The 14,618-nt window shown below is 59.3% G+C and carries 13 protein-coding genes; 4 read left to right on the top strand and 9 right to left on the bottom strand.

Annotated elements, in window-relative coordinates; genetic code table 11:
* Positions 1-73 precede the first annotated feature (73 nt).
* On the top strand, positions 74-901 hold the full coding sequence (locus ACFSYH_RS00130) for an HAD family hydrolase (RefSeq protein ID WP_377464380.1): 828 nt from the start codon (positions 74-76) through the stop codon (positions 899-901).
* Positions 902-907: 6 nt separating this feature from the next.
* On the opposite strand, the gene ACFSYH_RS00125 is transcribed toward ACFSYH_RS00130, so the two are convergent.
* From ACFSYH_RS00125 to ACFSYH_RS00110, 4 genes are read right to left on the bottom strand one after another with little or no spacing between them, the layout of a single operon-like run.
* Positions 908-2,038 carry an ABC transporter ATP-binding protein gene (locus ACFSYH_RS00125; protein WP_377464379.1) on the bottom strand — a complete coding sequence of 377 codons (1,131 nt, stop codon included), beginning with the start codon at positions 2,036-2,038 and terminating at the stop codon, positions 908-910.
* Positions 2,035-2,913: an ABC transporter permease subunit gene (locus tag ACFSYH_RS00120; RefSeq protein WP_377464378.1), complete on the bottom strand. Its 879-nt coding sequence runs from the start codon at positions 2,911-2,913 to the stop codon at positions 2,035-2,037. The genes ACFSYH_RS00125 and ACFSYH_RS00120 overlap by 4 nt, the downstream gene beginning before the upstream one ends.
* Positions 2,910-3,860 carry an ABC transporter permease gene (locus tag ACFSYH_RS00115; protein ID WP_377464377.1) on the bottom strand — a complete coding sequence of 317 codons (951 nt, stop codon included), beginning with the start codon at positions 3,858-3,860 and terminating at the stop codon, positions 2,910-2,912. The genes ACFSYH_RS00120 and ACFSYH_RS00115 overlap by 4 nt, the downstream gene beginning before the upstream one ends.
* Positions 3,860-4,990: an ABC transporter substrate-binding protein gene (locus tag ACFSYH_RS00110; protein ID WP_377464376.1), complete on the bottom strand. Its 1,131-nt coding sequence runs from the start codon at positions 4,988-4,990 to the stop codon at positions 3,860-3,862. The genes ACFSYH_RS00115 and ACFSYH_RS00110 overlap by 1 nt, the downstream gene beginning before the upstream one ends.
* Positions 4,991-5,450: 460 nt before the next feature.
* On the opposite strand from ACFSYH_RS00110, the gene ACFSYH_RS00105 reads away from it, so the two are divergent.
* A complete protein-coding gene (locus ACFSYH_RS00105; protein ID WP_449301326.1) occupies positions 5,451-8,048 on the top strand; it encodes a DEAD/DEAH box helicase in 2,598 nt (865 codons plus the stop codon).
* Here the strand turns inward: ACFSYH_RS00105 and ACFSYH_RS00100 are convergent.
* Positions 8,045-8,644, bottom strand: coding sequence for a GNAT family N-acetyltransferase (locus tag ACFSYH_RS00100; RefSeq protein ID WP_377464375.1), 600 nt, complete (start codon positions 8,642-8,644; stop codon positions 8,045-8,047). The two genes, ACFSYH_RS00105 and ACFSYH_RS00100, sit on opposite strands and share 4 nt — an antisense overlap.
* A 55-nt stretch (positions 8,645-8,699) precedes the next feature.
* On the opposite strand from ACFSYH_RS00100, the gene ybaK reads away from it, so the two are divergent.
* Positions 8,700-9,200, top strand: coding sequence for a Cys-tRNA(Pro) deacylase (gene ybaK / locus ACFSYH_RS00095; protein ID WP_377464374.1), 501 nt, complete (start codon positions 8,700-8,702; stop codon positions 9,198-9,200).
* Positions 9,201-9,390: 190 nt separating this feature from the next.
* Here ybaK and ACFSYH_RS00090 read toward each other — a convergent pair whose 3' ends face one another.
* Entirely contained in the window at positions 9,391-9,792 is a 402-nt protein-coding gene (locus tag ACFSYH_RS00090; protein ID WP_377464373.1) for a YccF domain-containing protein, read from the bottom strand.
* Between the two features lie 141 nt (positions 9,793-9,933).
* Between ACFSYH_RS00090 and ACFSYH_RS00085 the strand changes: the two genes are divergently transcribed.
* Entirely contained in the window at positions 9,934-10,836 is a 903-nt protein-coding gene (locus tag ACFSYH_RS00085; RefSeq protein WP_377464372.1) for a hypothetical protein, read from the top strand.
* 88 nt (positions 10,837-10,924) lie between these two features.
* On the opposite strand, the gene ACFSYH_RS00080 is transcribed toward ACFSYH_RS00085, so the two are convergent.
* The 3 genes from ACFSYH_RS00080 to cimA form a co-directional block, all read right to left on the bottom strand.
* Entirely contained in the window at positions 10,925-11,299 is a 375-nt protein-coding gene (locus ACFSYH_RS00080; RefSeq protein ID WP_377464371.1) for an AraC family ligand binding domain-containing protein, read from the bottom strand.
* A gap of 33 nt (positions 11,300-11,332) precedes the next feature.
* On the bottom strand, positions 11,333-12,382 hold the full coding sequence (locus ACFSYH_RS00075; RefSeq protein WP_377464370.1) for a lipoate--protein ligase family protein: 1,050 nt from the start codon (positions 12,380-12,382) through the stop codon (positions 11,333-11,335).
* A 149-nt stretch (positions 12,383-12,531) separates the two neighbouring features.
* The gene (gene cimA, locus ACFSYH_RS00070; protein WP_377464369.1) at positions 12,532-14,118 is read right to left on the bottom strand and encodes a citramalate synthase; all 1,587 of its coding nucleotides are present in this window, start codon (positions 14,116-14,118) and stop codon (positions 12,532-12,534) included.
* Positions 14,119-14,618: the final 500 nt, after the last annotated feature.

Here is a 14,618-nt window from a genome sequence, read left to right as displayed (position 1 = left end):
ACACCAACGCTGTTGCGTTGACATTCACGTTGGGGTGCCGGAAATTTCATGCTCGATCTGAGAAGATCGAACTGTGAAGCGACTGGTTTTCCTTGATGTAGATGGCACACTGCTCACCCACGATCAGGAGTTACCAGACTCCGCGCGCAACGCGCTCACTCGTGCGGTTTCGCTGGGACACCGACTGGTGTTGTGTACGGGCCGCACTCGACCGGAGATCTATCCGTTCCTGTGGGATCTGGGAATGAGTGGACTGGTTGGCTGCAATGGAGCGTACGGCGAGGTGGACGGTCGGGTTCTGTTCAACGATCAGATCCCGAACCAAGACGTTGCGGAACTATCCGCGTGGTTTGAGGCCAACAGAGTGGACTGCCTGTGGCAGACGGGTGTGGAGTTGCACCCCAGCCGAAACTTCCTGGATCGGTTCCGCACATCCGGCGACGCGGGCCGGTCGATTGCTGGGAACTGGAGTGCCTTTCTCGCACAGATCGAACCAGCATTGCGCACCGGAGTGCCACAGACGGCGGCCAAAGTGACGTTCTTCATCCCATCCGACTCCCCTATCCGACTTTCTGACGTACAAGGACGGTTCGGGGCACGGTTCTCGATCATTCCCGGGTCGCTGCCGCAGGAACAGGGCGAGACCGGCGAGCTCACGGCACTCGGCATGAACAAGTCGGTGGGCTTAACCAGGATCGCAGAGCATTTCGGGGTGCCTGTGGAAGAGACCATCGCAATCGGTGACTCTGCGAACGACATTGAGATGCTCGCCGTTGCGGGAACCGGTGTTGCCATGGGAAATGGCACGGCCCAGGCTCAGGCCGCCGCCGATTGGATAACCTCATCCATCGAACATGACGGCCTGGCCCTGGCCTTCGAAAAGTTGGGACTCCTCGACTAACGCGAGCTACACCGCGAGAGCCGCCTGCCTACGCAGGTGCACGGAGACAGTTGCACCCAAAACGAGTTCGGCACCTTCACGGGCTGGGACCTGAGCGTGCAGGAGCAGTCCGTCTGCGCTGCGAACCGCGACTGAGGCGACCGATCCGAGGTAGTGGAACTGTTCGATGACGGCGGTGTTGCTGTGCCCGACCGGTGCATCAGTGGCTTCGATAGCGATGTTTTCGGGACGAACCAGAACGGTTTGCGCATCAGTAGCGGACCACTCAAGCAGGGGAACCCGACCGTAAGCCGTGACAGCTTGGCCCGTCTCAACGGTGCATGGGATGTCGTTGACCTGGCCAATGAACCGGGCCACGAACTCCGATTCTGGGCGCTCGTAGATTTCCTGTGGCGCACCGATCTGGGCGATCTTGCCCTGATACATGACCGCCACCCTGTCTGCCATCGCAAGGGCTTCCTCCTGATCGTGGGTCACGAACAGGGCGGTGATGCCGCTGTCGAGTTGGAGTGCACGGATCTCTTCACGCAACTGCACGCGTACCTTGGCGTCGAGCGCTGAGAGCGGCTCGTCGAGAAGCAGCACCTTCGGATCAACCGCGAGCGCTCGGGCAATCGCGACACGTTGGCGTTGACCACCTGAGAGTTGGTGTGGGAAGTGCTCGGCGTGTCCGGTCAATCCGACCATGTCCAGGTAGCGGGTTGTGTTCTCGGTACGCTCACGTGGGGAGATCTTGCGGATCTTGAGTACAAACTCAAGGTTTTGGCGGACCGTCATGTGGGGCATGAGCGAGTAGGCCTGGAACACCATCGCCATGTCCCGCTTGTGTGCGGGCAGATCGGACACGTCCGCATCGTCGATGACGATGGTTCCGGCATCGATGTCCTCTAGCCCGGCGAGCGCGCGTAGGGCCGTGGTCTTTCCGCAGCCCGATGGTCCGAGCAGTGCAACCATCTCTCCCGGCTCGATTGTCAGGGAGAAGTTCGATAGTGCGGTCACCGACCCGAAGTTACGGGTGATCGACTGCAGTTCCACGCGAGAGGCGTTGACGTTGACCGTATGACTCCGCACAGAGGTGGGCCGACCTGCTACGGAAGTGTCGGCGGTTGTCGGCGCAGGGGTGTTGAGTGCAGTCATTGTGAGATTACTTTCGCTGGGGTTTTGGGCGTTGAGGGGACGCGGTTCACAAGCAGATCCATGACAACAAGAAGCACCGTGGTCACCGCGAGCGCCAGGAAGGACATTGCAGCGGCTACCTGGCTGTCCGAGAGGTTGATGACGAACAGCGCGGTTTGCAGGTTGTCCTTGGCGAGCAGTCGCGCCAGAGTGAACTCGCCCAGCACAACCGCACAGGAGAGGAACGACGCAGACACCAGCGCAGCGCGGATGTTGGGGACGATGACGCGGAGCATCACGGTGAACCAGGAGGCTCCAAAGGACCGGGCCGCTTCCACGAGGGTTTTGAGGTCCATGGCGCGCAGTCCCGCATCGAGTGAGCGGTAGGAGAACGGAAGGACCAGGATCACGTAGGCGAAGGAAAGCCAGATCGCGCGTGAGTCCAACACCTGGGTCGAGATGAATCGGTACACCGGGGTGAGTCCCACCACGAGTACGACGGCTGGGATGGTCAGCGGCAGCAGGCACACAAACTCGACAAAACGCGAGAACTGTTTTCCGCTCAGGCGCACCCACACCATGGTGGGGAGCAACAGCGCGACCATGATGACCACGGTGATGGCGCACATGATCAGCGAGTTGGTGAGGCCAACCCACAGGTTCTCAAGGGTCGTGTACTCGCTGGTCCGGCCCGCGAAGATCTTCTTCCATGCATCGGCGTTCACAGCGCCGGTCAGTGGAAAACGGAAGGAGTATTCCACGAGCGAAACCAGTGGAATTGCCATCAGGAACAGAGAGACTACGTAGACGACTCGTCGAAAAGCGGTCTGGCGGCGTAAAGCCGCCTTACGAGCACCCACGCGAGCCGGAGCTGGGGTGTCGACTAGGGCGCTCACTGCTCCCACCTCGCTGTCTTGCGTTGCAATGCCGCGTAGCCGGTCATGATCAGTGCGATCACGAGGATCATGCCGAGCGCCAGAACCTGCGCATATGCGTTCATGTTTGTGTTGTTCTCATTACGTATCGCGGATTCAATGGCCATCGGCACGATGATCGTCTGTTGTGAGATGAGGGCTGCGGCGGTTGCGAAAGCGGAGAACGCGTTTGCAAACAGCAGCAACAGCGAACCGAGAAATCGTGGCGCCAAGATCGGTCCGGCGACACTGCGCCAGAACGTGGCGGTGGTGCCGCCGAAGCTCATCGTGGTTTCGCGCCATTCGGTGCGTAGGCCGTCCACGGCGGGCAGGAACACGATCACCATCAACGGGATCTGGAAGTAAATGTAAACCAGCACGATACCGGCCATGGAGGACAGCAGATTAGACGGGACGTTCACGCCGATCAGTCCTTCCATGAGGCGGGTGACCATACCGTTCGTGCCGAGCATCGCGATGAAGGCGAACGCCAACATGACGCCACCAAACTGTGCCAGCACCGAGTTGAATGCGGTGATGATACGGCGGCTGACACTCCCCTGTGGTGCCGTGGACAGCGCATAGGCGATCACCGCACCAAGGACGGCCCCAATGATCGCGGTCACAAGCGCAAGCCACGTCGTGGTCCAGAAGATCTTGGCCGTACGAGCGTTGAGCGCCTGCACAATGCCCTCGAGCGTGAATCCACCATCGCGAGCCGTGAATGCACCGATGATGACCAGTGCGGTCGGGAGCAGCAGGAAAACGCCCGTGTATGCGACGAATGGGAGTAGCGGGGCGTTACGGATCAGGCTTTTCAACCCCGCGCCAACCGTACGGCCCGAAGCCGGTGGTGCGGCTGCTGGTTCGGTAACGCCCGCGGGGCGGACAGAATCTGCCCGCCCCGCTGGTGTAATCGTTGCAGTCATCAGGAAACCGCGTTGTCCCACTCAGCCGCGAGGAACTCGTTGGCCTTTGCAGCTTCCTCCTGGGTTGGGGTTGCTGGTTCACCCGGAACCTCAGGAAGAGCCTTCGCTGCTTCAGGGTCCAGCGTGCCGTCTGCCTCGAGTGCGTCGAACATGACCGGCTGGGCACCGCCCGCTAGCCACTGGTTCTGGACCTCTGGGGAGAACACGTATTCCTGCCATAGGCGCGCTGCCGCTGGGTTTGGTGCGTCCACGTTGATCGCCTGGTTGTAGTAGGAGACGATCTCTCCGCCTTCTGGCACGAAGACCTGCCAGTCCACGCCCTTTTCAGCGAGACGCTTCTGAGTTGAGAGCTGGTTGTAGGACCAGTCGAAGACTACGCCGTGCTCACCAGCGTCGATGGTTCCCGCAGTAACGTCCTTGAGGTTCAAGGTGCCAGCATCTGCAAGCTTCTTGAAGTAGTCGAGGCCAGGCTGCAGATCCGAGAAGGTTCCGCCAGCAACACGGTTAGCCATGAGGAAGCCGTTGAATGCCGCGCCTGCTTCGGCTGGCTTACCGTTGACCGCTACCGATCCTGCGAACTTGGAGTCGGTGAGTTGGTCCAGCGAAGTGATTTCGCCGTACTTGGTGGCGTTGTAACCAACCGCCATGACACCGGTGTAGTCGTTGACCCACAGACCGGTCTCTTCCTTGTTCTCAGTAGGAATCTTGTCCCAGCCCTCGACCTTGTATGGTGCGAAGTAAGCGGTTGACTCCAGAGTTACAGCAGTGCCAAGGTCAAACACGTCAGGTGCCTGGTCGGTTCCCTTGTTTGCCTCCGCAGCCTGGATCTCTTCCTTCGAGGAAGCGTCTGGCAGGATCGAGTTGACCTTGATGCCGTACTTGTCCTCGAAGCCCTTCTTGATTGCGCCGTAGTTGGCCCAGTCGTCCGGGAGCGCAATGACGTTGATCTGGCCTTCGGCCTTCGCTGCCTCGATCAGTGCGTCGAGTCCGCCAAAGTCGGCTGCCGAGGTGGCGGTGGCAGCTTTGGTGTTGTCCGCTTCGTTCGCCTGCGGCGAGTCCGAGCAGGCCGTGAGGGCGAGGCCGAGGACTGCCGCAACAGTGATGCCGCGTGCGAGCTTGTTCAAGCGCATGAGTTTTCCGTTCGTTGCCCGCCGCGTTTCGGCGGGAAGTCTTAAGTGCAGTTACACGGTGAATCGCGAAGATTTACGACGTGTGGCTCACGTACGAACGGTTTATGAATTTGAGTTCACTTTTACGCGCAACTTGGTGTCTTTTTAGTGTCGCGGTCCGGTTCGCCCCACTTTTTCCGTTTCGCCGCGTTAGGTTTCCCCACGCACTCTCATTGGCTTTTGGCGCACTCGCAACTCAACCTTCCCTTTGAGTTACCAAAAGTGCACTCGCAGTATGTACGAGTACGGATAAGTGCGCTCTCAAAGGTATGGCTGATTGACGACGATCCGGTCGCTTTCCCACCTCGCCTTCCGACCCAGCCGGGCTGGGTCGGGAGTGTTGGACTAGACGCGGCTGACTCGTTGGCAATCTGCGTCATGGCTTTGGGGTTTACCGGTGGCACCTGAAACAATGAAGGCAATGTCTACTTCACCGCTCGCCGCCGCCCTGTCCGCGATTTCTGACCCGTCGGACCCAGACCAGATTCTCGACGCATTCGTGCAGTTCGCTCAGTCGCGCGGGCTGTCGCTGTATCCGGCTCAGGAGGAAGCGATCCTGGAGTTGCTGGACGACAAGCACGTCATCTTGGCAACCCCCACTGGTTCTGGTAAGTCGCTCGTCGCCATGGCCGCGCACTTTATTGCGTTGGCCCGCGGTCAGCGCACGTTCTATACGGCACCGCTGAAGGCGCTGGTGTCGGAGAAGTTCTTTGATCTGGTCTCGGTGTTCGGTTCCCAGAACGTCGGTATGACCACGGGCGATTCCGCCGTGAACCCCGATGCGCCGATCATCTGCTGCACTGCGGAAATCCTCGCTAACCAGGCGTTACGTCGCGGTGGACCCGAGGCATTCGATCCGGGCGTGGACCAGGTGGTCATGGACGAGTTTCACTTCTATGCAGACCCGCAGCGCGGCTGGGCATGGCAGGTGCCACTCCTTGAACTGCCAAACGTGCAATACCTGCTTCTCTCCGCGACCTTGGGAGACACCGAGTTCTTCCGCAAGGATCTGTTCGAACGCACAGGCCGCGAGGTCGTTGAGGTCTCCGGCGTGGAGCGTCCGGTTCCGCTGCACCACACCTACGTTGTCGAACCACTGGGCGAGCTGATCGAGGAATTGGTCTCAACCCACCGTGCGCCCGTGTACGTCGTGCACTTCACGCAGAAGGACGCAGTCGACCGAGCCCAATCACTGCTGTCGATGAAAATCGCGTCCAAGCAGGACAAGGAAGCTATTGCAGCGGAACTCGGCAACTTCCGATTCGGTTCCGGATTCGGCAAGTTGCTCTCAAAGTACCTGCGCGCAGGTATCGGCGTGCACCACGCCGGGATGCTCCCCAAATACCGCCGCGTGGTGGAGCGTCTAACCCAAAAGGGATTGCTCAAGGTCGTGTGCGGCACCGACACCCTCGGAGTGGGGATCAACGTGCCGATCCGCACCGTTTTGCTGACCTCGCTGGTCAAGTTCGACGGCGAACGCATGCGCCACCTCACTGCCCGCGAGTTCCACCAAATCGCTGGCCGCGCCGGACGCGCTGGCTACGACACCGTTGGCGAGGTACTGGTCATGGCCCCGGACCACGTGATCGAAAACAAGAAACTGCTGGAGAAGGCCGGGGACGATCCAAAGAAACTCAAGAAGATCGTTCGTAAGAAGGCTCCGGTCGGTCATGTGAACTGGACTGATTCCACCTTTGAGAGGCTTGTGGCGGCTCCGCCGGAACCACTAACCTCGCAGTTCTCCGTCTCGCACGCCATGATCTTGAACGTGTTGGCCCGTACCGATGAGGATGGGCGTCCGGTTGACCCAGTGAACTCGATGCGTCATCTGCTGCTCACCAACCACGATCAAGAGTCCCGCAAACGCGAGCACATCCGCCAAACCTTTAGGATCTACCGGTCGCTGCGACAGGCCGGGATCGTGGAGAAGGTCAAGATCCCCACTGGAGTCGTGGGTGGGCACTCGCGTTACAAGATCCAGTTGGCCGTTGACGTACCCGACAACTTCGCGCTCAACCAGCCGCTCTCCCCGTTCGCGGTTGCGGCAATGGACCTGCTGGGCGTCGACTCCCCCACCCACGGGTTGGATGTGCTGTCCGTGATCGAGTCAACCATGGAGGATCCTCGTCAGGTCCTCTACGGTCAGGAGCGTGCCGCCAAATCAACGGCAATCGCGGAGATGAAGGCCGAGGGCGTCGAATACGACCAGCGCATGGAGTTACTCGAAGGCATTTCGTGGCCAAAGCCACTTGAGGAACTACTCCAATCGGCGTTCCACACCTACAAGCACACCAACCCGTGGGTGTCAGGTATGGAACTTTCGCCCAAGTCGGTGGTGCGTGACTTCCTTGAAAAGGCCCAGACCTTCTCCGACTTCATCTCGCGCTACCAGCTCGAACGCTCGGAGGGTGTGGTGCTCAAGTACCTCGCGGACACCTACCGCACCATGACCCAAACGGTTCCCGTGGAACATCGCACCGACGAGGTGGAGGCCATCACCGAATGGCTCGGCGAGCTCGTGCGTTCCGTTGACTCGTCCCTGCTTGACGAGTGGGAACGCCTGTCCAACCCTGATGAGGCGATCCAAGAGATTGAGCCAGACTTCCTAGAGGACGAACCGATTCGTGCAATCAGCGGCAACCCGCGCACGTTCAACATCCTGCTGCGCAACGCCATGTTCCACCGTGTGGAGTTGTTGTCCCGCGAAGACTACGACGCGTTCGATGCCCTTGCCCCAAAGGACGGCTGGAACGGAGACGACTGGGCGGACGCGGTTGACCCGATGTTCGAGGAATACGGAGACGACGCAATCGGGATTGGCCCAGATGCACGGGCTCCGCAACTCCTGCAGATCACGCGCGGTGTGGACGGCAACGAACGCCTGTGGCAGGTACGTCAGGTCCTTGATGACCCCAACAAGGACCACGACTGGGCGATCACGGCTCTCGTTGACCTAGACCGCTGCGACGGTGCCGGAGAGGTTTTGCTGTCAATCCAACAGGTTGGACCCTCCATCTAGGCAAGGGTGCCGTTCTCGAATTGCTCCCTTGTGAGCGTGGCCTGCGCACAGTGTCGCAACTCGCCGCCAAGAGGCATCCAGTTGGGCAGCACCACGGGTTCGCGGAAGCCAACCCGGCGGGCAACAGCCCACGACGCATCGTTGTCAGCATCGGCGCACCACTTCACCACCCGAGCGTCGAGCGACTCGAATGCCCAGGCCAGCACAAGCTCAACGGCACGGGTCATGATGCCTCGACCGCGAGCGTCAGGGTGCAGAATCCAGCCGACCTCGTAGCGACCGTCTCCGTGCGGCCACACACCGACGTTTCCGCAGAACAGAGATTCCTGCGCCGAGAGATCATCAATTGCGAACTCGAACCGCTTGCGCTCGTTCCATGACTTCTCCACAAACTCGGCGAGGAACCCACGAGCATTCTCAACGGTGTAGGGGTTTGGCAGTGGAATGAACCGCTGTGATACCTCGTCCTGGCTCTGCTCCACAATGCGGTCAATGTCGTCGTAATCGTGAGCGCGCAGTCGAACCCCGTCGCCTTGAAGGACGGGAACGCACTGTGGGAAATGTTGCGGCTGTTCAGGGGTTGGCCCGGTTGTCATTCATCTACCTTACGTCCTGCCTCAACCAGTAGTGGTCAGTCTTAGAATGAAAAGCATGGCCAAGAAGAACAAGCACAACTCCGCAGGTACTCAGGCGATCCTTGCGTTGGAGAAGGCTGGCGTTGCACACACCGTTCATCCATACGAACACGACCCACACTCGGATCTCGGCTACGGGCTCGAAGCCGCCAAGGCTATCGGCGCGGACCCCCGACAGGTGTACAAGACCCTCATGGTCTCGGTCGATGGCAAACTCGTGGTTGGCGTGGTTCCGGTTGACAGCAAGCTCGATCTCAAGGCCGTTGCAAGCGCGGTGGGTGGCAAGAAGGCCACGATGGCGGATGCCACGGTCGCAGAACGTGCAACCGGCTACGTTGTGGGTGGGATCTCGCCGCTCGGCCAGAAAACCAGACACACCACGATTGTCGACGAGTCGGTTCTGTCCCACGGCACGGTATACGTTTCGGGTGGTCGCCGCGGGTTGGATGTTGGTCTCGCCCCAGCGGATTTGATTACGTTAACAGCGGCTAAGACCGCGCCCATTGGGCGCGACTGACCCCACTACCCCGCGCAACTGGGTGCTGGATGATGACCGGCTCGTCGCCAATCGGCCAACTGTGCCTGAGAGTACGCATATCTGCACTCTCAGGCACTGCGAGTGCAGATATGCGTACTCTCAAAAAAGAGAGTTCCGTTGAGAGTGCGCTTTTCGTCACCCTCAACACTGGGTTCTCCGTGCCAGACCCTCAGTGCTGGTAGCCGAATCTACGCGGGTCGTTTGTGGAAACAATCTGCTTGCCGAGCGGCATGAGGGAGATCGGGACCATCTTGAACGATGCGATCCCCATCGGAATGCCGATGATGGTGATGCACAGGGCAATACCAGACATGATGTGACCGATAGCGAGCCAGATACCGGCAAAGATCAGCCAAATGATGTTGCCAAGCGTCGAGAACGCGCCCGCGTTCGGGTTGTCCACGACCTCGCGGCCAAATGGCCACAACACGTAATTGGCCATGCGAAATGAGGCGATTCCAAACGGAATTGTCACGATCAGGATGCAGCAGATGATTCCGGCAATCGCATATCCGACCGCCAGTCCGAATCCTGCGAAGACGAGCCAAATGATATTCAACAGCGTGCGCATGCCTTAACTCTAAGTCTTGGGCGAACGCACGGTCATTCGATTTAACGCACGCCACAAACGCCACTACGATTGATACAGGACTTAACCCGTATTCACGGCGCGGATCGCGCTGGACATTCATCGCTAGAGAAAAGAGTTCCCGTGGGACTGTTTAGCCGCAAACGCCGTGGTCCGGCACTTCCCGAAGGCGTCACCGAGGCCTGGTCCGAAAAAGACGCAGCAGTCGTCATCACCATTCCGTTCGATGCGCGCGGCATCCCCGGCGAGGTGGCAGATCGCCTATCTGACGATGTCATCGCCACGATCAGCGCGATCCAGAACGGCGAATTCGGGTACAGCATTCCAGAGGGTTTCACCGGAGCGCGAGTCCGCGTCGAGGTCAACACCGGTGCCACGCCGCTGACTGAAGTACCACTGCACACGATTGAGATCCTGCGCGAACGCCTGGGTCAGTCCATGGAACTTGAGGTTGTCACCGACCCAGAGGCTATTGCGCGCGCCAAAGCCGAGGCGGAGGCGGCAGCCGCGCAAAAGGCCGCGGCGCCTGGCATGCGAGACCTACCCCGGTACGACGAAAACGGCAAGAAACTCTCACTGTGGGAGTCCATGAAGCTCGCTGCCGAACAAGCAGCCGACGCTCAGACCGCAGCCGTGGCGGCAGCCGCACCGAAAATCGAGCCCCGCGCCGACCTCGCGCCAGCACAGTTCGTATGGTCCGACGAGGACAACGCGTTGCGCGCCGACATCGTGCTCCTCGGAGAGGAACACGCGGATTCACAAACCGCAGTAGACATCAACTACCTGGTCGAATCGACCCTCGCGACTCTCGGCACCGATGAAGTCACCTCGCAGATCCCCGAATCAAACACTGACTACGAGATCTGGCTGACCGTTGCCGTCAACGATGATGCCGTGGGCCCACTGACCCGTGGGAAACTGCGCGAAGGCGAGGAACAGTTCGAGGGCACTCGCGTGGACTTCGTGGTCATGTATGAATCCCGCGAGATGATCGAGGACATGCTTGCAGGACCGACTGAGTCCTAAACCTCAGACGTCCTCAAAGAGCAAGGAATGAGGCTCCGAACCCGATGATAGGGTTTCGGAGCCTCATTCCTTTGGACTCTGTGTTGTTTCAGCCTTTGTGTTGTTTCAACAAGGTGATCTGAATCCGAGCGCTGCCCACCGCGCGGACCTCGTGCAACAGCCTTGCTTCGAGGTGAATCAGCCCACCCGCCTCAAGGAGATTCTCCTGGCCGTTCACCACGAACACCACGGAACCCTCAACCACCTGCACGATGATCGGAAAGGGTGCCATGTGTTCCGTCAGCACCTGCCCTTCATCAAGGGCGATGTGCACGACGCGGGCGCTCGGCGAATCAAACAACGTGTGCGGAACAATTCGATGACTCTGATATGGTGCATCGCTCGCGATCTCCGCGAGACTGGACGCCGGCAGAACAACGTCTCCCACTGCCTTCGAGCCCGGATGTGGCTTGTGTTCTGACACCTTTGCTCCCTCTCATTCCCTATGTGGACGGGTTCACGGAACGCGCTTGAGCCACTCCTCCGTACCAAACTTGGTTTCCACGAGTTCGCGCGCACGTTCACGTTCTGCCTCAGTCACTTCAGACTCGATCGTCTTGTACCGGGAACGGAAATGCTCAAGGAAGCTCTCAATGATTGCTTCACGAGTCATACCGGTCTGCGAGCGCAGCGGGTCAACACGCTTCTTCGCGGATTTGATGCCCTTGTCGGAGAGCTTTTCCCGGCCAATCCGCAGCACGTCAAGCATCTTGTCGGCATCAATGTCATACGACATCGTGACGTGGTGCAAGACTGTGCCGCCCGCGAGGCGTTTCTGTGCTGCACCGGCGATCTTTCCCTGTGCGGAGGCAATGTCATTGAGTGGCTTGTACACGGCGTTGATTCCAACCTCAGCGAGTGCCTCAATAACCCAGGTGTCGAGGAACTTGTAGGACTCTTCAAAGGACATGCCGTCCACAAGCGAGCCGGGGACAATAAGTGAGTAGGTGATGGTGTTACCAGGCTCGACGAACATTGCGCCGCCACCGGTGATACGACGCACCACAGTCACGTCGTGGCGCTGGGCCGCCTCTTCGTCGACCTCGTTGCGGTAGGACTGGAACGACCCAATGATCACTGCGTTGGACGCCCATTCCCAGATGCGCAACATCGGGCCACGTGTGCCTGCCTCCACAAACTCGGTCTGGGCCTGATCGAGGGCCACTTGCATCTTCGGATGCTCGGGGCGGTCGTGAATGACCTCAAAGGTGTGATCAGCCCATGTGGTTGCGAAACCGAGTGCTCGGCGGGTTACCGTCGCGATAGCGCGCGCATCGAACCCGAGCATCGTGATGTCTGGGGTGAGAGCGTCCTCAACGGCCTTGCGGATCTCCGCGAAACTGGCATCTGCGCCAAGTCCCTCAACCGCCTGGTTGAGCGTGATGATCGCCTCGTCGGGTTCAAGGAAGAAATCACCGCTCAGGGCAACATTTTTCAGTTTCCCATCGACCACATCGAGGTCAATCGCTACGAGTTTTCCACCGGGTACTTTGTATTCAGCTCTCACGCTCTAAGCCTACGCCGTCCTGCTGAGGTTTTTGCTGAGCTACAGCACCCCACTTGGTGATTTTCCGGGATTAGGGTTGTTTTTCTTAGTTGGTGATTCCGGAAAATCACCATGGTGGTCCAAGCAGTGCAGGGCGTGCGAACTGAGAGTTACAGCGGGTTCACACCCGCGTGGATGAGGCCGTAGATCGCTGAGTCGGTCAGGGCCTCCCACGATGCCTCAAGGAGGTTGGCGCCAACGCCGACCGTGGACCATGCAGTTTGGCCGTCCGTTGCTTCAATGAGCACGCGGGTGATCGCGTCAGTTCCGTGCTCTTGATCGAGGATGCGGACCTTGAAGTCGATCAGGTCGAACTTCGCGGTCTCTGGGTAGGCCTTCTCCAGGGCGAGGCGCAGCGCCGCATCGAGGGCATTAACCGGGCCGTTTCCTTCGCCGGTCACAACGATTCGCTCCCCGCCAATGAGGAGCTTGACCGTTGCCTCCGATACCGCTTCGGTACCCCGACGGCCTTGACGCTCCACAATGGCTCGCCAGCTTTGCACCTGGAAGTATTCGGGGCGTTCGCCCGTGACCTCTTCAATCAGCACGAGTTCAAACGATGCATCAGCCGCTTCATAGGTGTATCCGCTGGCCTCAGAGTGCTTGACACGATTAGTGATAGAGGTCAGAAGTTCCGGCTTATCGGACAGATCGAACCCGAGTTCCTTGCCCTTCAGTTCGATCGAGGCACGCCCAGCCATGTCGGACACGAGCATGCGCATGTCGTTGCCCACCAGGGTTGGGTCGGTGTGCTGGTACAGGTCCGCGTCAACCTTGATCGCTGAGGCATGCAACCCTGCCTTGTGCGCGAATGCACTCGCCCCTACATAGGGCTGGCGGGCGAATGGCGAGATGTTCGTGATCTCGGCGATTGCGTGCGAGATGCGGGTCGCATCATCGAGGTTCCCTGCGAGGACCTTGCGATCGTATTTCAGTTCGAGGTTGGCAACGGTTGTCACGAGATCGACGTTTCCGGTGCGTTCACCGTAGCCGTTGATTGTGCCCTGGAAGTGTTCGCAGCCTGCATCGATTGCAGCGAGGGTGTTGGCTACCGCGCACCCGGAGTCGTTGTGTGCGTGCATGCCGAGGATGCCTTCGCCGCCCGTGGCCTCGCGGATTTCACCGACGATGTCGGTCACCCAGTGCGGGAGCATTCCCCCGTTGGTGTCGCACAGGCACACCACTTCAGCGCCCGCGCCGAAAGCTGCAAGGACCGCGTCGCGGGAATATTGCGGATCAAAACGGTATCCGTCGAAGAAGTGTTCTGCGTCAATGAATACGCGGCGTCCTTCGGCCCGGAGGAACTGCACGGTGTCCTCGATCATCCGCAGGTTCTCGGGACCATCGGTTTTGAGTGCACGTTCAACGTGACGGATGTCAGATTTGGCTACCAGAGTCACCACTGGCGCCTGAGAGTCCAGGAGCGCGCGAACCTGCTTATCCTCACTCGCTCTAACGCCGACCTTACGGGTCGCACCAAATGCCGCGAGAACTGCATTCTTGAGGTTGAGCTCGGTGGCTGCACGGGCAAAAAAGTCCGTGTCCTTAGGGACCGCACCGGGCCAACCACCCTCAATGAATCCCACGCCCAGTTCGTCGAGTAGCGGCGCAATGGCTAGTTTGTCCGCAACATTGAGGTTGATGCCTTCTTGCTGGGCACCGTCTCGAAGAGTGGTGTCGTATACGTGGAAGTTCACGGCGGTCTCATTTCAACGCGAAGTTTGGGGGCTTAGTTCTATTGTGCTCTGATCGTGTCCGGCCGCGGTGGTGTGGGCGACGCCAGTGTTGCTGTCCGCGTTGTGTGCGGGTTCAACAAGTATGTGTAGCACTGTTGCGATTGTTGGTATTACCCAACAAAAAAACCTCCCAGAAACAGCGCGGGAGGTTTGCACGTTCGCTGCAGCGGGATTGCCGCTGACCGAACGCGCTAACGAATAATAATGACGTGCCACAGTGCCATGCCTCACATTGTCCCATATCTGGGCGAGGATGCAAGTGGCTGGGCTGGCGCTGCCCACCCAAAAAACCGACGAAACCAGTCGTTATATGTGGGTGGTTACGTCGGTTTTTGGCTCGGTAGTGCCTTGCACTACTGATTGGCGACGATCCGGCTAGTTGCGTTTTTGGCTACGACACTTGCGACCCTGCCTGTTACTGAGTAACATCATCAACAGTTACTCAGTAACACTCCTAGTCA

This window comes from Populibacterium corticicola, assembly GCF_042683685.1.
Classification (GTDB): domain Bacteria; phylum Actinomycetota; class Actinomycetes; order Actinomycetales; family Cellulomonadaceae; genus Timonella; species Timonella corticicola.
Note: the sequence above shows the minus strand (reverse complement) of the source record. Positions and strands in the feature narration are given on the sequence as shown.